This window comes from Rhizobium sp. NFR03 (assembly GCF_900111275.1).
Lineage (GTDB): Bacteria > Pseudomonadota > Alphaproteobacteria > Rhizobiales > Rhizobiaceae > Ferranicluibacter.
Window position 1 is genome coordinate 26,732 of sequence record NZ_FOGR01000006.1, and the last position, 17,830, is coordinate 44,561.

The 17,830-nt window shown below is 65.4% G+C and carries 15 protein-coding genes; 9 read left to right on the top strand and 6 right to left on the bottom strand.

Annotated elements, in window-relative coordinates; translation table 11 throughout:
* The first annotated feature begins 64 nt into the window (after positions 1–64).
* The 6 genes from BSG19_RS18415 to BSG19_RS18445 all read left to right on the top strand — a co-directional run bounded on the left by BSG19_RS18415 (position 65) and on the right by BSG19_RS18445 (position 8,296).
* Entirely contained in the window at positions 65–544 is a 480-nt protein-coding gene (locus BSG19_RS18415; protein WP_092989498.1) for a formate dehydrogenase subunit gamma, read from the top strand.
* Positions 541–2,106, top strand: coding sequence for a formate dehydrogenase beta subunit (locus BSG19_RS18420; protein WP_092989499.1), 1,566 nt, complete (start codon positions 541–543; stop codon positions 2,104–2,106). The genes BSG19_RS18415 and BSG19_RS18420 overlap by 4 nt, the downstream gene beginning before the upstream one ends.
* Before the next feature lie 225 nt (positions 2,107–2,331).
* Entirely contained in the window at positions 2,332–5,211 is a 2,880-nt protein-coding gene (fdhF, locus tag BSG19_RS18430) for a formate dehydrogenase subunit alpha (RefSeq protein WP_092989501.1), read from the top strand.
* A 100-nt stretch (positions 5,212–5,311) separates the two neighbouring features.
* Positions 5,312–6,166: a formate dehydrogenase accessory sulfurtransferase FdhD gene (gene fdhD / locus BSG19_RS18435; protein ID WP_092989502.1), complete on the top strand. Its 855-nt coding sequence runs from the start codon at positions 5,312–5,314 to the stop codon at positions 6,164–6,166.
* Positions 6,156–6,536 carry a formate dehydrogenase subunit delta gene (locus BSG19_RS18440; protein ID WP_092989503.1) on the top strand — a complete coding sequence of 127 codons (381 nt, stop codon included), beginning with the start codon at positions 6,156–6,158 and terminating at the stop codon, positions 6,534–6,536. Before fdhD ends, BSG19_RS18440 begins: the two co-directional genes overlap by 11 nt.
* Before the next feature lie 107 nt (positions 6,537–6,643).
* On the top strand, positions 6,644–8,296 hold the full coding sequence (locus BSG19_RS18445; RefSeq protein ID WP_092989504.1) for an OFA family MFS transporter: 1,653 nt from the start codon (positions 6,644–6,646) through the stop codon (positions 8,294–8,296).
* Positions 8,297–8,361: 65 nt separating this feature from the next.
* Here BSG19_RS18445 and BSG19_RS18450 read toward each other — a convergent pair whose 3' ends face one another.
* Complete coding sequence (locus BSG19_RS18450) at positions 8,362–8,664, bottom strand: YggT family protein (RefSeq protein ID WP_092989505.1); 303 nt, start codon at positions 8,662–8,664, stop codon at positions 8,362–8,364.
* Positions 8,665–8,926: 262 nt separating this feature from the next.
* Here BSG19_RS18450 and BSG19_RS18455 point away from each other — a divergent pair, with 262 nt between their 5' ends.
* A complete protein-coding gene (locus tag BSG19_RS18455; protein ID WP_092989506.1) occupies positions 8,927–10,168 on the top strand; it encodes an MFS transporter in 1,242 nt (413 codons plus the stop codon).
* A gap of 38 nt (positions 10,169–10,206) precedes the next feature.
* On the opposite strand, the gene BSG19_RS18460 is transcribed toward BSG19_RS18455, so the two are convergent.
* The 5 genes from BSG19_RS18460 to hemC form a co-directional block, all read right to left on the bottom strand.
* A complete protein-coding gene (locus tag BSG19_RS18460) occupies positions 10,207–10,683 on the bottom strand; it encodes a tellurite resistance TerB family protein (RefSeq protein ID WP_092989507.1) in 477 nt (158 codons plus the stop codon).
* A gap of 123 nt (positions 10,684–10,806) precedes the next feature.
* Positions 10,807–12,537, bottom strand: coding sequence for a heme biosynthesis protein HemY (locus tag BSG19_RS18465; protein WP_092989508.1), 1,731 nt, complete (start codon positions 12,535–12,537; stop codon positions 10,807–10,809).
* An 11-nt stretch (positions 12,538–12,548) separates the two neighbouring features.
* The gene (locus BSG19_RS18470; protein WP_092989509.1) at positions 12,549–13,934 is read right to left on the bottom strand and encodes a COG4223 family protein; all 1,386 of its coding nucleotides are present in this window, start codon (positions 13,932–13,934) and stop codon (positions 12,549–12,551) included.
* 87 nt (positions 13,935–14,021) lie between these two features.
* On the bottom strand, positions 14,022–14,723 hold the full coding sequence (locus BSG19_RS18475; protein ID WP_170866031.1) for a uroporphyrinogen-III synthase: 702 nt from the start codon (positions 14,721–14,723) through the stop codon (positions 14,022–14,024).
* Between the two features lie 4 nt (positions 14,724–14,727).
* A complete protein-coding gene (gene hemC / locus BSG19_RS18480) occupies positions 14,728–15,657 on the bottom strand; it encodes a hydroxymethylbilane synthase (RefSeq protein WP_092989511.1) in 930 nt (309 codons plus the stop codon).
* A 75-nt stretch (positions 15,658–15,732) separates the two neighbouring features.
* Here hemC and tsaD point away from each other — a divergent pair, with 75 nt between their 5' ends.
* Both tsaD and BSG19_RS18490 read left to right on the top strand, forming a co-directional pair.
* Entirely contained in the window at positions 15,733–16,827 is a 1,095-nt protein-coding gene (gene tsaD, locus BSG19_RS18485) for a tRNA (adenosine(37)-N6)-threonylcarbamoyltransferase complex transferase subunit TsaD (protein ID WP_092989512.1), read from the top strand.
* The gene (locus BSG19_RS18490; RefSeq protein ID WP_092989513.1) at positions 16,824–17,828 is read left to right on the top strand and encodes an NAD(P)H-dependent glycerol-3-phosphate dehydrogenase; all 1,005 of its coding nucleotides are present in this window, start codon (positions 16,824–16,826) and stop codon (positions 17,826–17,828) included. The genes tsaD and BSG19_RS18490 overlap by 4 nt, the downstream gene beginning before the upstream one ends.
* The last annotated feature ends 2 nt before the right edge of the window (positions 17,829–17,830 follow it).

Below are 17,830 nucleotides of genomic sequence, written 5' to 3' on the forward strand. Positions count from 1 at the left end.
TCACCCCGCTTGGAGGAGACCGGTGCAACCGCCGGTGCGTCGCGGACAGGTTTGGAGGAACCCGGTGGATCGACACCTTGTCAGCAGCGACCTTGCAACGAGCGTCGCCGAGATCGTTTCCGATCTGAAACATCTTGAAGGCCCGCTTTTGCCGATCCTGCATGCGGTTCAGGATGCATTCGGTCATATTCCGAACGAGGCCGTTCCGATGATCGCAACGGGGCTCAACCTGTCGCGCGCCGAAGTTCACGGCGTCGTCACCTTCTACCATGATTACCGCAATCATCCGGCCGGCCGGCATGTGCTCAAACTCTGTCGCGCCGAAGCGTGCCAGGCCATGGGCGGTGACCGTCTGGGCGACCGGGCAAAAAGCCGCCTCGGCATCGATTTCCACCAGACGACGGCGGACGGCGCGATCACGCTGGAACCCGTCTTCTGTCTCGGTCTCTGTTCCACCGCACCCGCCGCCATGCTGGACGGCGCGGTGCACGGGCGGCTGGATGCACACGGGCTCGACACGCTTCTGGCGGAGGTGGGCGCATGACCCGCGTTTTCATTCCCAGAGACGCCGCAGCCCTTGCCGTCGGTGCGGACCGTGTCGCAGCCCGCCTCGCGCAGGAAGCCGCGGCCCGCGGTTTCGATATCACCATCGTCCGGACCGGATCGCGCGGCCTGCATTGGCTGGAGCCGCTGGTGGAAGTGGAAACCGCGATGGGCCGCGTCGCCTACGGCCCCGTGACACCCGCCGACATCGCCCCTCTGCTCGACGCGGGTCTGCTCACCGAAGCATCCGAAGCCGCCAATCACCCTCTCTTCCTCGGACCAACCGAAGAAATACCGTTCCTCCGGAACCAGACCCGTCTCACCTTCGCACGCTGCGGCATCGTGGATCCGCTGTCGCTCGACGACTACCGCGCCCATGGCGGGCTTGCCGGCCTTACCAAAGCGGTCGGCATGACACCTGGCGCGATTGTCGAAGCTGTCACGCTCTCCGGCCTGCGCGGCCGCGGTGGCGCGGGCTTCCCGACCGGCATCAAATGGAAGACCGTCCTCGACTGTCCGGATGAGCGGAAATACATCGTCTGCAACGCCGACGAAGGCGACAGCGGCACCTTTGCCGACCGGATGATCATGGAGGGTGACCCCTTCGTCGTCATCGAGGGCATGACGATCGCGGGTCTTGCAACCGGAGCCACCAAAGGCTTCGTCTACATCCGCTCGGAATATCCCCATGCCATCGCAACGATGACGACGGCCGTCGACATCGCCCGGCGAGCCGGGGTTCTTGGCGGCTCGGTTCTCGGGCAGGCCGGCAGCTTCGATATCGAGATCCGCACCGGCGCCGGCGCCTATGTCTGCGGCGAGGAAACCGCGCTTCTGAATTCGCTCGAAGGCAAGCGCGGCGTGGTGCGGGCCAAGCCGCCTTTGCCGGCGCATAAAGGCTTCTTCGGGCAACCGACCGTCATCAACAACGTCATCTCGCTCGCCTCAGTCCCCGTCATCCTCGACAGGGGACCCGAACATTACCGCGACTTCGGCATGGGCCGCTCGCGCGGCACGATCCCCATTCAGATCGCGGGCAACGCCCGGTACACCGGCCTTTACGAAGTTGGCTTCGGTCTCACGCTCGGAGAGATCATCGATACCGTGGCCGGCGGAACCGCAACCGGGCGCCCCGTCAAGGCCGTGCAGGTCGGCGGTCCGCTCGGCGCCTATTTCCCGCGCGCGCTGTTCGATACGCCGTTCGACTACGAAGCCTTCGCTGCGGCCGGCGGCCTTATCGGCCATGCCGGCATCACCGTCTTCGACGACACCGCCGACATGCTGAAGCAGGCGCGCTTTGCCATGGAGTTCTGCGCGGTGGAAAGCTGCGGCAAGTGCACGCCCTGCCGCATCGGCTCCACCCGCGGCGTCGAGGTCGTCGACCGCATCGGTCGCGGCATCGAGCCGGAGAAGAACCTCGCGCTCCTGACCGACCTTTGCAACACCATGAAGTTCGGCTCCCTCTGCGCGCTCGGCGGTTTCACGCCCTATCCCGTCATGAGCGCCGTCACGCATTTCCCCAGCGATTTCGTCGCGGCACCGGTTGTGGAGGCTGCAGAATGACGGACGCGGTCGGCATCAAGGTTGCGGTATCGCGGCTGCCCCTCACCCTAACCCTCTCCCCGCATGCGGGGAGAGGGGACGTGGCCTGCTCACCGTTTTTGAACACGGCAGCACCTCGCTCCAGGTCCCTTCTCCCCGTCGAAACGGGGAGAAGGTGGCGGCAGCCGGATGAGGGGCACCTCACCGGCAACACCAAATCACACCCTCATCGTTCAGGAGACCCCCATGCTTCTCGTTCCTGAAACCGATTTCGGCACCCCCGCCTCTCATGCGGAAAAGCTCGTCACGCTCACCATCGACGGTCGCGAGATTACCGTACCCGAGGGGACATCCATCATGCGCGCCTCCATGGAGGCAGGCATTCAGGTTCCAAAACTCTGTGCGACCGACATGGTCGACGCGTTCGGCTCCTGCCGGCTCTGTCTGATCGAGATCGACGGGCGAAACGGCACACCTGCATCCTGCACCACACCCGTGGCGCCGGGCATCGTCGTCCATACCCAGACGGCTCGGCTGAAAGACATCCGCAAGGGTGTGATGGAACTCTATATCTCCGATCATCCGCTCGACTGTCTGACCTGCGCAGCCAATGGCGATTGCGAACTACAGGATATGGCAGGTGCGGTCGGCCTGCGCGACGTGCGCTACGGCTATAAGGGTGACAACCATGTAAAGGCCCGCGATAGCGAGGGCACAAACGCCCGCTGGATGCCGAAGGACGAGAGCAACCCCTATTTTACCTACGACCCTTCCAAATGCATCGTCTGCTCGCGCTGCGTGCGGGCCTGCGAGGAGGTGCAGGGCACGTTCGCGCTGACAATCGAGGGCCGTGGCTTCGACAGCCGCGTTTCGCCCGGCCAGCACGAGGATTTCCTCTCCTCGGAATGCGTTTCCTGCGGCGCCTGCGTGCAGGCGTGTCCCACCGCGACGCTCACCGAAAAGTCGGTCATATCAATTGGTCAGCCCGAACATTCCGTCGTCACCACCTGCGCCTATTGCGGCGTCGGCTGCTCGTTCAAGGCGGAAATGCGTGGTGAGGAACTGGTGCGCATGGTGCCCTGGAAGGACGGGCAGGCCAATCGCGGCCACTCCTGCGTCAAGGGCCGCTTTGCCTATGGCTACTCCACGCATAAGGAGCGCATCCTCAACCCGATGATCCGCGAGAAGGTCACCGACCCATGGCGGGAGGTCAGCTGGGACGAGGCGCTCGCCCATACGGCTGCCGAGTTCCGCCGCATCCAGTACCAGTACGGTCGCGAATCGATCGGCGGCATCACGTCCTCGCGCTGCACCAACGAGGAAACCTACCTCGTCCAGAAGCTCATCCGCGCCGGCTTCGGCAACAACAACGTCGATACCTGTGCCCGCGTCTGTCATTCTCCGACAGGCTACGGCCTCGGTCAGGCCTTCGGCACGTCGGCCGGCACGCAGAATTTCGATTCGGTCGAAAAGTCCGACGTCGTCATCGTCATCGGCGCGAACCCGACCGACGGCCATCCCGTCTTTGGGTCGCGCCTGAAAAAACGGCTGCGGCAGGGCGCCAAGCTGATCGTCATCGACCCCCGCCGCATCGATCTGGTCCGCTCGCCTCATGTGGAGGCCGCCTACCACCTGCCGCTGAGGCCCGGCACCAATGTCGCCGTCGTCACGGCGCTGGCCCATGTCATCGTCACCGAAGGCCTCTTCGATGAAGCCTTCATCCGTACCCGCTGCGACTGGTCGGAGTTCGAGGACTGGGCCGGCTTCGTCTCGGACGAGCGCCACAGCCCCGAAGCGACGGAGGCGCTGACGGGCGTACCCCCGGAAGCCCTTCGTGGCGCCGCGCGCCTGTTTGCAACCGGCGGCAACGGCTCGATCTATTACGGTCTCGGTGTCACCGAGCACAGCCAGGGCTCCACCACCGTCATGGCGATCGCCAATCTGGCCATGGCCACCGGCAATATCGGCCGCCCCGGCGTCGGCGTGAACCCGCTTCGCGGACAGAACAATGTGCAGGGCTCCTGCGACATGGGCTCCTTCCCGCACGAGCTTCCCGGCTATCGCCACGTGTCGGACGACGCCACGCGTGATATCTTCGAAAAGCTCTGGGGCGTCACTCTGTCGGACGAGCCGGGTCTGCGCATTCCCAATATGCTGGATGCCGCCGTCGATGGCTCCTTCAAGGGGCTCTACATCCAGGGCGAGGATATCCTCCAGTCCGACCCGGATACCAAGCATGTTGCGGCCGGCCTCGGGGCCATGGAATGTGTCGTCGTGCAGGACCTGTTCCTCAACGAAACGGCCAACTACGCCCATGTCTTCCTGCCGGGCTCCACCTTCCTTGAGAAGGACGGCACCTTCACCAATGCGGAGCGGCGCATCAACCGCGTCCGCAAGGTGATGACCCCGCGCAACGGCTTTGCCGACTGGGAGGTGACGCAGAACCTCGCCCGCGCCATGGGTCTCCCGTGGACCTACACGCACCCGTCGCAGGTCATGGACGAGATCGCTGCGACAACGCCGAGCTTCGCCAAGGTCTCCTATGCCTATCTGGAGGAGAAGGGCTCCGTGCAGTGGCCCTGCAATGAGAAGGCCCCCGAGGGTTCGCCGATCATGCATGTCGATGGCTTCGTGCGCGGCAAGGGCAAGTTCATCCGCACCGAATATGTCGCGACCGACGAGAAGACCGGCCCGCGCTTCCCGTTGCTTTTGACCACCGGCCGCATTCTCAGCCAGTACAATGTCGGCGCGCAGACGCGGCGCACCGAAAATGTCGTCTGGCATGAGGAGGACCGGCTCGAAATCCACCCGCATGATGCCGAACTGCGCGGCATTCGCGATGGCGACTGGGTGCGGCTTGCCAGCCGTTCGGGCGACACGACCCTGCGCGCGCTGATCACCGACCGCGTCGCGACCGGTGTCGTCTACACGACCTTCCACCACCCGACGACACAGGCGAACGTCATCACGACCGACTTTTCAGACTGGGCGACCAATTGCCCGGAATACAAGGTCACGGCGGTGCAGATCTCGCCCTCGAACGGTCCGTCGGAATGGCAGACCGAATATGAGGATCAGGCCCGCCAGTCGCGCCGCATCGCTGCCAAGCTGGAGGCTGCTGAATGACGGTCAAGCGCGGCAAGACGACAGGTGGAGAAGCCAGAGGGGTTGCCAGAGCAGTGGCCAAAGGAGTGGACACCGCGGGGATCGCGCATAGATGATACCCATGATCCGCTTTACCGCCACGCCCCTCGCCCGCACCGTGCCGCAGCTCTCACGCCGCGACGGTCGCATCCGTCCGGCCACACGCATTGTTCCCGAGGAGACCCCCGTCGCCTTCAGCTACGGCGGCTCCACCCATGCGGTGATGATGGCGACGCCTGCCGATTTCGAGGATTTCGCCACGGGCTTCAGCCTGACGGAGGGCATTATTTCAGATCCCGCCGATATCGAAGGTATCGAGGCTGTGGAGACGCCGGAAGGTTACGACCTGCAGATCACATTGCGCGATGAGCCCCACGATGCCCTCGTCACCCGGCGTCGGCATATGGCCGGGCCTGTCGGTTGTGGCCTTTGCGGCATCGAATCGCTGGAGCAGGCCGTGCGGGAGACACCCTCGGTTGCCGCCTCCAGCCTCAGCCTCACGCCGAGCGAGATCGCGCAGGCCGTCGCCATGCTGAACAGCCGTCAGCCGCTGCATGCCGAGACCCGCGCCGTCCACGGCGCCGGTTTCTACACGCCGGGCAAGGGACTGGTTGCCGTGCGCGAGGATGTCGGTCGGCACAATGCGCTCGACAAGCTGGCCGGTGCCGCCGCCCGACAAGGGTACAAGGGCGCCGCTGGTGCTGTCGTGGTGACGAGCCGTGTTTCGGTCGAGATGGTCCAGAAGACGGCCATTCTCGGCAGTCCCTTCATCATCGCCATTTCGGCCCCGACGGCGCTGGCCATCCGCACCGCCGAGAAGGCGGGCATGACGCTGGTCGCGCTGGTGCGCGGCGAGGAGTTCGAAGTCTTCACGCATGCAGATCGCATCACGCCCGAAGCCGCGCATCCGCAGGAGAGAACAAGCCATGTCGCCTGACGCCGCAAAGGACGTCCACCTTGCCGAAGACGGCCCGCCGCACGGCACGGATGCTAAGCTCGTGCGCATGGCAAACCAGATCGCCACCTTCTTCCGCTCGCAACCGCACGAGGACGGACCGGCCGGCATCGCCATCCATATCAACAAGTTCTGGGAGCCGCGCATGCGTGGCGCATTCTTCGCACTGGTCGAGAAGGGCGATGCAGGCTTCGATCCGCTGGTGCTGGCGGCTGCCCCCCTGATCAAGCGCCCGTATTCCAGGGAAGACGCCATTGGCACCGGAGAAGACGCCGCTCGCGGCGCTCCCGGCGGCAAGGGTACGGCGGCCGGCGAATCGCTGTCGGAGCCGAACATGCCCGAGAGCCCGTAGACCACCCCCGCTTCGGGATCTTGCAGTGTGGAGGCTGCGAGGTTTCAGGCGCGCATACGAGACGCAGACCAACCGCCCGAGGAGGGGCGTAGAGGAGGAGGACGACCATGTCGGCAACGACGGAAACACTCGGCATGCCCGCGTCGGCGGGACTGCTCGACCGGGAGCGCATCATTGCCAAGCCCGGCTTCAATCGGTGGCTCGTGCCGCCGGCAGCACTCGCCATTCATCTCTGCATCGGCATGGCCTATGGCTTCAGTGTGTTCTGGCTGCCCTTGTCGAAAGCAATCGGCATCACCGCACCGGCTGCCTGCGCCGACCTGACGCTCGGATCCGCCCTCTTCACCACCTCTTGCGACTGGCGGGTCAGCGATCTCGGCTGGATCTACACGCTGTTCTTCGTCCTGCTCGGCTCGTCCGCGGCAATGTGGGGCGGCTGGCTGGAGAAGGTGGGCCCGCGCAAGGCCGCGACCGTCTCGGCCTTCTGCTGGTCCGGCGGCATTCTGATCGCGGCCCTGGGGGTTGCGACGCACCAGCTCTGGCTGATGTGGCTCGGCGCGGGCGTTATCGGCGGCATCGGGCTCGGGCTCGGCTATATCTCGCCGGTTTCCACGCTCATCAAATGGTTTCCCGACCGCCGCGGCATGGCAACGGGCATGGCGATCATGGGCTTTGGCGGCGGCGCCATGATCGGCGCACCGCTCGCCAACATCCTCATGACGCATTTCCGCTCCGATACGTCCGTCGGCGTCTGGCAGACCTTCGTCGTGATGGCGCTCGGCTATCTCGTCTTCATGCTGGCCGGCGCTTTCGGCTATCGCATTCCGCCCGCCGGCTGGCGTCCGGAAGGATGGACACCGCCCGCCGCCAAAAGCACAATGATCACGACGCGCCATGTGCATCTGCGCGATGCCCACAAGACGAAGCAGTTCTGGCTGATCTGGGCCGTCCTCTGCCTCAACGTCTCCGCCGGCATCGGCGTCATCGGCATGGCGTCACCCATGCTCCAGGAGATCTTCGCCGGATCCCTGATCGGAGCGCCCGGAGTTGCCTTCACCGACATGTCGAGGGAGCAACTGGCGGGCGTTGCGGCGATCGCCGCCGGCTTCACCGGGCTCCTCTCGCTCTTCAACATCGGCGGACGCTTCTTCTGGGCTTCGCTGTCCGACAGGATCGGGCGCAAGAACACCTACTATTGTTTCTTCCTGATCGGCATCGCGCTCTACGCACTCGCTCCCTGGGCGGCTGGCATCCAGAGCAAGCTGTTCTTCGTCGGCATGCTCTGCATCATCCTGTCGATGTATGGCGGCGGCTTCGCCACCATTCCCGCCTATCTCGCCGATATCTTCGGCACGCAGTTCGTCGGCGCCATTCACGGCCGGCTGCTGACGGCCTGGGCAACGGCGGGCATCATCGGTCCTGTCGTGGTCAACTACATCCGCGAAGCCCAGATCGCCGCCGGCCTGCCGCGCGATCAGGTCTATAACACCACCATGTATATCCTCGCCGGCATGCTGGCGCTCGGCCTCGTCGCCAACGCCTTCGTGCGTCCGCTGGCCGACAAGTGGTTCATGAAGGATGCGGAGGTGGCAGCGCTTCAGGCAAAGACCGCCGCCGTCAATGCAGGTCCGTCCGGCTCCTTCGGCATCGGCCGGGGCGGGCTCGACGCCAAGGCGCTCCTTGCCTGGGCCTGCGTCGGCCTGCCCCTCGCCTGGGGCGTCTGGGTCACGGTGAAAGCGAGCCTTGCACTCTTCGGCTGAACGAAAAAAGCCCTTCGTGCGGGTTCGCGCGAAGGGCTTTCATTGGGGGCAGGACGAGACGCCGATCAGTAGGTCGGCGCAAGCAGGGCCGGAGCGATCGTCGTGTTCAGCAATTGTTGCAGGAAGAACAGGATGACCAGCACCACAAGCGGCGACAGATCCACGCCGCCCATGTTCGGCAGGATACGGCGGATCGGACGGTAAAGCGGCTCCGTCAGCTGATAGAGCGAGCGGCCGATCATGCTGATCGCCTGATTGTTCGTATTGATGATGTTGAAAGCGTAGAGCCAGGAAAAGATCGCCGAGGCGATGATGAGAAACCAGGCGATATTGATGATGAAGTTCAGTGTTGCGATGACGGCGAGCATGCCGGGCCTCCGGTTCCTGGACCGCCGTGCACCATCGGCGATGGGCAACCGTCGTTCCAACATTTATGGCTGCACAGTATGTCCTCGACCCGTTTCCCGGAACGCGGCATTGTGCAGGTGTTGACTGACATGTAGACACTGGCGGCGAAGGCGGCAACCCTGCGTCGCGCGCGGTGTTGCAACATGTTTAAGACGGCGCACCGCCGCCATTCCGCCCATCCGCGGACGGGCCGATGCACCAGAGGCCGGGAAAGACCAGTTCATGTCCATCGTCGAAACAGGAGACCGCTATGCCGCATTCCGGCATGTCGGATACCGCCGCTATTTCTTCGCCCGGTTCCTCGCCTATTTCGCCATCCAGATCGTCAGCGTCTCCGTCGGCTGGCAGATCTATGACCTGACGCGCGATCCGTTCGACCTCGGCCTGATCGGCCTCTTCCAGTTCCTGCCGTCGCTGGTCCTGATCCTCGTCACCGGCTCGGTCGCCGACCGCTACAACAGGCGCATGATCATGGGCGTCAGCATGGGCGTCAGCACACTCTGTGCGGCGGCGCTTCTTGCCCTGACCCTTACGGGCACCTTCACCCTCTGGCCCGTCTATACGATCCTCGTCGTCTTCGGTATCGAGCGGGCCTTTCTCGCACCCGCATCCCAGTCGCTCGCACCCAATCTCGTGCCGGAGCGGGACCTTGCCAACGCGATCGCCTGGAATTCCACCTCGTGGCAGACCGCGATGATCGTCGGCCCCGTGGTCGGCGGCCTCATCTATGCCCTCGGCCCGGCCATTCCCTACAGCGTCGCCGTGCTGTTCTTCGCCGCCAGCGTCGTGATGGTCTATGCGATCCCGAAGCCTGCGCAGAAGAGCAGCCAGACCGCCCAGAGCTGGCAAGCCATTACCGCGGGCTTTCGCTACATCCGGGCGGAAAAAGTGGTGCTCGGTGCGATCTCGCTCGATCTCTTCGCCGTTCTCCTCGGTGGCGCCATCGCGCTCATGCCGGTCTTTGCCCGCGATATCCTTGCTCTCGGCCCGTGGGGTCTCGGCCTCCTGCGCGCAGCCCCGGGCGTGGGCGCCGTCGGCATGGCCATGTGGCTCGCCGCCCATCCGATCCGCCATCGCGCCGGCGTGCTGATGTTCGTCGGCGTCGCGCTCTTCGGCCTCGGCACGGTCATCTTCGGCCTGTCCGCGACACCGTGGATCTCGATCGTGGCGCTCGTCATCATGGGCGCCTCCGACATGATTTCGGTCTATGTCCGGGAAACGCTGATCACGCTGTGGACGCCGGATGAGCTGCGCGGCCGCGTCAACGCCGTCAACATGGTGTTCGTCGGCGCATCGAACGAACTCGGCGAATTCCGGGCAGGCATGATGGCATCTGCCTTCGGCGCGGTACCGGCCGTCGTCATCGGAGGGGCCGGCACGCTGGTCGTGGCCGTGCTCTGGTCGCTCGGCTTCTCGCAGCTCCGCCGGATAGACACGCTCGATGCACCCGAGACGAAGCGATAGGCCGGCCATGTTCCAGCCGGCGGCAACGAGAAGATCGCTTAGTGCTCGGCCGTTTCCACGATATCCGATTTCGCAGCGGCCTCTTGCCGTTTCATGATGCGGTCGCGGCCGGAAACGCCGAGCAGGTCGGCGATCCGCCAGATAACGTGGTCTTCCATCTCGCTGCGCTCGCCGTCGACATAAACGATCTCCCACAGCATACCGACGAGATCGATCCGCTGCTCCTCGCTGAAGTGGCGCTTGATATCCGACGTAAAGCGGAAGAAGTCGATCGCCTCGCTTTCGGCATCCTCGCCAGCGGCGATCAGCGCATCGAGCGCTGCATCGTCGAGCGTGTAATGTTCCTTGATCATGGAGCGCACCTTGCGACGCTCGATATCGTCGGCGTGGCCATCGGCCTCCATCACCTGAATGCAGAGCGCGACGATCGCGATGCGTGGATCGCCGGCCTCGATCGGGTTCGGGTGCTCGGCACCGGTGAGACTGTCGATAAAAGTGCGGATACGGTCAAACATGGATGGCGCGTCGCTCACGGGAAGAGGGGCGTTGGTATCCGCAGAAAAGACGAGGCTGAAAGCCCGGTCTAGCCCTATTCTCGCCGCAAACGTGGAAAGGGGCCCCGCAGGGCCCCCGAACCGTCAGAAAATTTTGAATGTCGTCTTTTCTGCAACTCTATCCTTGCGGACGCCAGGATCATCCGGCGGTCGACCAAAGAATGGCTCGACAGGAGCCTCTGCCGGCTTCGCAGCAGATGCCGTGCCGGACGCCGGCTGAGACGACGCCTTGGCTGCAATCGCGGCGTCCTCCTTCCTGACCGGATCCGTGCCATTGGCTTCGTCAGCTTCGCGCACCACGATAGGATGCGCGGGCTCGACAGGCTCGTGGACAATGACCGATTCGGTGGGTACGGGAACGGCGAACGCCGTCGTGCGCTCGACTGTTTCCACAGGGACGGCCGATGTCGTCGCCTCCTCCTGCACCTCGACCGGCCTCTGAGCGCTGGTCGGTGCCGCGAGAGGCGGAAGACTGCGAATGGCAGCTTCGCCGCGACTGATGCCACCTTCCTCAAGCGGTCCGTCGATCGTGTTGACCGGCATCTTCCACTCGAAAGCATCCAGGCGTCCACTGACGGGCGAAACCGGCAGCCACTCCTGCGACACGACACCATCGGCGATCCAGGCGGCGTCACGCGGGCTCTTCAGCGCCTGGTTCATCCAGTGGCGGATACGCCCCTCGTCGCCCGTATCGGCCTCCTCGATATCGGCGAGCAGCAGAAAGACGCTTTCCGTTGGCGCAATTCGCGCCGCAGCTTCCGCCATGGACCGCGCCAGCGCCAGTTCGCGGGCCTCCAGCGCGCTTTCGGCCACCGCCATCAGCGAGATCGCATTGTTCGGCTTCCACGCTTCCAGCTTGCGCGCACGCTTCAGACGATCGACGGCCGAGTCACCGCTCCGCGCCCGAACATAGGCCTTGGCAACGTCAGGATGCGGCGCATGCTTCCACAGCTTTTCGAGAACCGAGGCGGCCTTCCGCAGATTGTCCTCGCGAAACAGCGCCTTGGCGGCGATCAGCCCGGCCGGCACGAGTGTAGCGTCGAGCTTGAGAGCCGCGAGCGCATCGTCGCGCGCCGCCTTTGGGTCGGCATCCAGCTTTTCGCGGGCACGAGCGGTGAGAAGCACCGCCTTCTTGCGGTCGGCTTCCTTGCGGTCGATGACGTGGCTGGTGCGGCTCTGGTCGAGCAGATGCACCGCCTCGTCCCAACGCCCGGCCTGACTGCGCTCATCGAGCGTTGCCAGGGTTGCCCAGGCAAGGTGTGGCGCCTTGTCTGCCGCGCGCTCGGCATATTGGCGGGCAGCTTCATTCGCACCGAGACGCTTGGCTTCGAGATAAAGTCCGCGCAGACCAAGTTCGCGCGTTTCCGGATCCTCGGCCATCCGCTCGAACTTGCGCCGGGCATCGTCATGCTTGCCTTCGATCAACGCCGTCTGCGCTTCGAGAAGATGGATCAGCGGTTCCTGATCGGCCGACAACAGGCCGCGCGTGCGCGCCGTCATCTTGCGGGCAAGGATCGCATCGCCGGCACCGGCGGCGATAAGCCCGGTGGACAGTGCCTGATAGCCCCGGTCGCGCTTGCGGACGCGGAAATAGCGGGCGATCGAGTGGGGCGAGAACCAGATGACGCGGACGAGCCAGACGACGAGAAGAATAGCCGCGATCAGGGCAACGAGAAGCGTGGCGCCGACCATCAGGCTGGTTTCGATGCGCTGACCCATCCAGACCAGCGAGAGTTCGCCCGGACGGTCCGCAAGCCAAGAGAAACCAGCGCCAAGCGCAAGCACGATCAGGACGAAGATGAGAATTCGGATCAAATCGGCTCTCCTCAGCCCTGTTTGGCGGGTGTGGAGCCGGTTGCGGCTCCGGCCACGGCGGCGTCGATCAGGCCTTCGACCTTGATGCGTTCATCGAGCTTCGCACGGAAGTCCGCACCGGCATCCTTGGCAGGTTGCGGCAGTCCGTCCCATTCGAGGCTCGCGCCCTTCAGGTCGCCATTGGTCAGGCGGTCCTCGATGCGCGCAACGACGGCTTCCGGACCCGTGCCCTCGACGCTGCCGACCGGGCGAACCCGCACGGCAGAGGCTGCACTTCCCACCAGACGCGAGAAGATGCCCTGATTCGGATCTGCCCCGCGAATGGCCGCCAGCATGGCGTCGGCCGTATCGGGGAAGGTGCGCGTCAGGTCCGAACGCGACGAGACGCCGCGCGGCGCGACGTCGGCCAGACCGGCAACGGCAGGGTCGTCCGGTGAAATGCTCTTCAGCGCATCGAGTTCGGCCAGAAACGGTCCGCCGCGATCGATCGACGTCTTCAGCGCCGTCACCGCGACGGCGCGGGCGAGCTGAACATCGCTTGCCGGCTCCTCAAGCTTCTTCTCCGCCTCCTCGATGCGTGTCGAAAGCTGCGAAGCGGCGGTCTCGGCCGCACGGCTCTGGTCGGCAAGACCGGACTTTACCGTTGCCAGCTCTTGCGTCAGGCTCTCGACCTGCGCCTTCAGATTATCCGAGCCCGATGCGTCACCGGCCGCCCCGACGCTTTGCTCAAGCGCGGCGAGTCTTTGCTCCATACCTTCGCCACCGGACGAGCCTGCCGCCGAAATCTGCGACTTCAGCGCATCGACTTCGGCGCCCAGATCACGACCTGGGTCGGCATTGCCGGACGACGAAGGGCCGATCGACGGGATGACCCCGGCATATTGCAGAACGCCGGCACCGGCGAGCGCGATCAAGCCGCCCAGAATGCCGGCCGCCAGCGCGCCCGAGCGTGAAGGGCTTGAGGGCTGCGCCGAACTAGGGGGCTTGGAAGAACTGGCAGACTTCGAGGACGTGGCAGACTGCGTCGGCGGAACGGACGACGTTTTGGGCCGCGTCGAAGAAGCCGGTTCCTCGGCAAAGGCTGCCGCTGCCGCTTCGGCGCGTGCCTGCTCTGCAGCCTCGGCTTCCCTGCTGGTCTGGCCAGACGTGTCGCTCAGTGCATCATTTTTCAAATGCAGGCTTCCGGCAGCACCTTGCTCGGCATCGGCTGTCGCCGCGTCCGGCACGACCGTGTCGTCAGACGAGCTCTTTTCCATCGTGTCTCGCTCCGATGCATCCGGACGAACGTCCGTCGCCTCCGGTCGCGCCGTATCCGACGCATCCGGCGTGGCATGCAGATCGATCGTCAGCGGCTCCTGATCGGGCTTGGTGCGGCGCGGCGGGTTCTCCGGATCCATGCTCTCTTCTCTATGCGTGAGGTCAACAGCATAAACCTAGACACCGACCCCGGCGAGGGAAAGGGCCCAAAGGTCGATTTGCGCGATTCAGGCGTCGAGCAGAGCGAGAAGCGCATCCTCGTCCGGCCGCGGCGCGATCTCCACATGCCGGCATCCGGGCGGCACGGCGTCCGCAATCCGGGGCCCGAGGCAGAGGATCCGCACCGTATCGGCCAGCATCGCCGGAGCGATGTCGGAAAAGAACTGCCGGACTGCCTCCCGCGAGTAGAACAGCACGGCTTGCGGATCAAAGGCCCTTACGCGCGCGGAAAGCTCGCCCGGCGGCCGCACGACCGGTCTCATGCGATAGACAAGGCGAACCTGCAACGGCACGCCGGCAACGGTCATGCGCGTTTCCAGATCCGGCAGTCGGGGCGTGCCCGCGAGATAGAGGAGAATACCGGTCTGCCCGTAGCGATCACGCAGGATCAATTCTGCAAGACCCGCCGCGTCGCCGGGACCGACGCGCACCTGGGAAAAGCCCAGATCGAGCGCCGCCTCCGCCGTTGCAGTACCCACGCAGTAAACCGGCAAGGGCACCAGCGACGGCAAGGCGTCGGGGGATTGCCGCAACGCCCGAAAGGCCTCCGCACTGGTGGCGACCACGCCCGATGCCGTGAGAGCCGTGGCGCGGATCGGCAGATGCTCCGCCTCGCTCAGCGGCAGGAGCAGCGTTTCATGGCCGGCAAGCGCCAGCCGCCGGAGCGTGTTGTCCGCAGTCGTTTCCGGGCGCGTGACGAGGACGCGCACGCGCTCACGCCCAGCTTGAGAAGAAACCGGGCGCCGCATCCGCGCGAATGTCCTCGCCTGCCTGCGCTCCGATCCTTGCCGCATCGCCCGCCCGCCCCTCGGCATTGACGCGGTGATGCTGGGTGCCGTCCGGCGTCAGGATCATCCCGGAGAAAGAGATCTGCTCTCCGTCGGATATCGCATAGCCGGCTATGGGTGTGCGGCATGACCCATCCAGCGTATCGAGAAACGCCCTTTCGCAGGTCACGGCCTCATGCGTCCTGCGATCATCGATGGCCGACAGAAGCTCGTTAATTCTCGTGTCGCCAATCCGGCTTTCGACAGCGATAGCGCCTTGCGCAGGCGCCGGCGGGAAATAGGTGGGATCGAGAATCTCGGTCGCCACGCCTTCGAGATTGAGCCGCTTCAGCCCGGCAAGCGCGAGCAGCGTACCATCCACCTGGCCCTCGGCAAGCTTGCGCAGCCGGGTCTCCACGAGACCGCGATAGACGACGACGTTGATGTCGGGCCGCAGCCGGCGGATCAGAGCCTGTCGACGCAGCGAAGCCGAGCCGACCGTCGCCCCTTCCGGCAGGGCAAGGAGGGTCGGCGCCGTGCCGCCGATGAAGGCATCGCGGGCGTCCTCGCGCGGCAGGAAGGCGGAGAGGAACAGGCCGTCCGGCAGACGGGTCGCCATGTCCTTTGCCGAATGCACCGCAAAATCGAGCGTACCCGCCAGAAGCTGGTCTTCCAGCTCCTGCGTGAAGAGTCCCTTGCCTCCGATTTCCGATAGCGCGCGGTCGGTGATGCGGTCGCCCGCCGTCGATAGTGGCACGATCTCGAACATCTCCTCCGGCAGGCCATGCGCCGCCATCAGCCGGTCGCGTGTTTCATGGGCCTGAGCCAGCGCAAGCCGGCTGCCGCGCGTGCCGATCCGGAAAGGTTTCGTTTGCATCCGCTACGATCCGTTGTTACCGGAGGTCCGTGTATCCCCCTTTATTCCCGACCGCAATCTTCGAGTAACCCGCCCATGAACCGGCCCCTGCGTATTCTCGGCATCGAGACGAGCTGCGACGAAACCGCCGCTTCCGTGGTGCTGCGCGAAACGGACGGGCGCGGCGAAATCCTTGGCGACGTGGTGCTGAGCCAGCTTGAAGAGCACAGCGTCTACGGCGGCGTTGTACCGGAAATCGCCGCTCGCGCCCATGTCGAGGCGCTGGATACGCTGATTGCCGAAGCACTGGCCCGCGCGCAAATGTCGCTGTCCGACGTCGATGCGATTGCCGCCACCAGCGGCCCGGGGCTTATCGGTGGGCTGATCGTCGGCCTCATGACCGGCAAGGCGATGGCCCGTGCCGCAAACAAGCCGCTCTATGCCATCAACCATCTCGAAGGCCACGCGCTGACCGCGCGACTGACGCATGGCCTCACCTTCCCCTATCTGATGCTGCTGGTGTCCGGCGGCCATACCCAGCTGGTGCTGGTGCGCGGCACCGGCGACTACGAGCGCTGGGGCACGACCATCGATGACGCGCTGGGCGAGGCCTTCGACAAGACGGCAAAACTTCTGGGCCTTCCCTACCCCGGCGGCCCGGCCGTCGAACGCGCCGCCCGCAGCGGCAATCCGGAGCGCTTCACCTTCCCCCGCCCGCTCGTCGGCGAAGCGCGGCTGGACTTCTCCTTCTCAGGCCTGAAGACCGCCGTTCGGCAGTCGGCGCAAGCGATCGCGCCGGTGGGCGAGCAGGATATCGCCGACATCTGCGCCTCCTTCCAGCATGCCGTGTCCCGAACGCTGAAGGACCGGATCGGTCGCGGTCTCCAGCGCTTTCGCGAGACCTACCCGGATGCCGGCCGGCCCTCCCTCGTGGTTGCCGGCGGCGTGGCCGCCAATCAGGCCCTGCGGGCAACGCTCGACAGCCTCTGCGACAAAAATGGGTTCGATTTCGTCGCCCCGCCGCTCCATCTCTGCACCGACAATGCCGCGATGATCGCATGGGCGGGCGCAGAGCGCATGGCGGCCGGCCTGCCGCCAGATGAACTTTCCGTTTCGCCCCGCGCGCGCTGGCCACTCGATGGGAACGCCGAAACCCTGCTCGGCTTCGGCAAGCGCGGCGCCAAGGCATGAGCGAGCCAATGCGGTCTCCTGCCGACAAAGTGGCTGTTGTCGGCGCAGGCGCGTTCGGAACCGCGCTCGCCACCGTTATCGCGCGCACCGGCCGCAGCGACGTCACGCTCATCGCCCGCCGGAAGGACGTAGCCGACGCGATCCTCTCGCAGCGCCGGCACGAGGAGGCACTGCCCGGCATCGAACTGCCCGAGGGCCTTTTGGCCACGGCCGAACCAGCCTCCGTTTCCTCAGCCGGCATCGTCCTCTTCGCCATGCCGTCGCAGGCGCAGCGAGAGGCCGCGCAAGCGCTCCGGCCGCACCTTGCGCCGGGCACCGACATCGTCATCTGCGCCAAGGGTCTGGAACGCGGCACCGGCCGGCTTCTGACGGAGGTGGTGGCCGAGGAACTACGAGACCTCGATGTGTCCGTTCTCTCCGGTCCCGGCTTTGCCGCCGATATCGCCACCGGCCTGCCAACCGCCATGGTCATCGCCTCGGCTACGGCAGACCGTGCCGCCCGCCTTGCGACCGCTCTTTCCGGCCCGTCCTTCCGCCTTTACCCCTCGGCCGACCGCACGGGCGTTCAGCTCGGCGGCGCGCTGAAGAATGTGCTGGCGATTGCCTGCGGCATCGTCGAGGGCGCGGGTCTCGGCGACTCCGCCCGCGCCGCCATGATCGCCCGCGGCCTTGCCGAACTCTCGCGCTACGTCGCGGCCTGCGGTGGCCGGGGCGACACCGTCCGCGGCCTGTCCGGGCTCGGCGATCTCGTCCTCACCGCCACCAGCCATCAGTCGCGAAACCTGCGCTATGGAATCGCGCTCGGTCGCAAGCAACGCGCCGCCCAGCCGACCGCCGATCTCGTGGAAGGCGCGCTTGCGGCCTCGGTCGCGGCCACAGAGGCCCGCCGTCTCGGCCTCGACATGCCGCTCACCTTCGCAGTAGCCGCCATGATCGACGGCACCATTGACGTGGAAACGGCGCTCGAACAGCTCATGTCCCGTCCCATCACTCAAGAATAGCT

What these genes read in the sequence shown, in the direction of transcription:
- fdhD (WP_092989502.1), top strand. Translation starts at nt 5,312, where the DNA reads ATGATCCGCTTTACCGCCACGCCCCTCGCCCGCACCGTGCCGCAGCTC.
- BSG19_RS18455 (WP_092989506.1), top strand. Translation starts at nt 8,927, where the DNA reads ATGTCCATCGTCGAAACAGGAGACCGCTATGCCGCATTCCGGCATGTC.
- fdhF (WP_092989501.1), top strand. Translation starts at nt 2,332, where the DNA reads ATGCTTCTCGTTCCTGAAACCGATTTCGGCACCCCCGCCTCTCATGCG.
- BSG19_RS18470 (WP_092989509.1), bottom strand. Translation starts at nt 13,934, where the DNA reads ATGGATCCGGAGAACCCGCCGCGCCGCACCAAGCCCGATCAGGAGCCG.
- BSG19_RS18440 (WP_092989503.1), top strand. Translation starts at nt 6,156, where the DNA reads ATGTCGCCTGACGCCGCAAAGGACGTCCACCTTGCCGAAGACGGCCCG.
- hemC (WP_092989511.1), bottom strand. Translation starts at nt 15,657, where the DNA reads ATGCAAACGAAACCTTTCCGGATCGGCACGCGCGGCAGCCGGCTTGCG.
- tsaD (WP_092989512.1), top strand. Translation starts at nt 15,733, where the DNA reads ATGAACCGGCCCCTGCGTATTCTCGGCATCGAGACGAGCTGCGACGAA.
- BSG19_RS18445 (WP_092989504.1), top strand. Translation starts at nt 6,644, where the DNA reads ATGTCGGCAACGACGGAAACACTCGGCATGCCCGCGTCGGCGGGACTG.
- BSG19_RS18420 (WP_092989499.1), top strand. Translation starts at nt 541, where the DNA reads ATGACCCGCGTTTTCATTCCCAGAGACGCCGCAGCCCTTGCCGTCGGT.
- BSG19_RS18460 (WP_092989507.1), bottom strand. Translation starts at nt 10,683, where the DNA reads ATGTTTGACCGTATCCGCACTTTTATCGACAGTCTCACCGGTGCCGAG.
- BSG19_RS18490 (WP_092989513.1), top strand. Translation starts at nt 16,824, where the DNA reads ATGAGCGAGCCAATGCGGTCTCCTGCCGACAAAGTGGCTGTTGTCGGC.
- BSG19_RS18450 (WP_092989505.1), bottom strand. Translation starts at nt 8,664, where the DNA reads ATGCTCGCCGTCATCGCAACACTGAACTTCATCATCAATATCGCCTGG.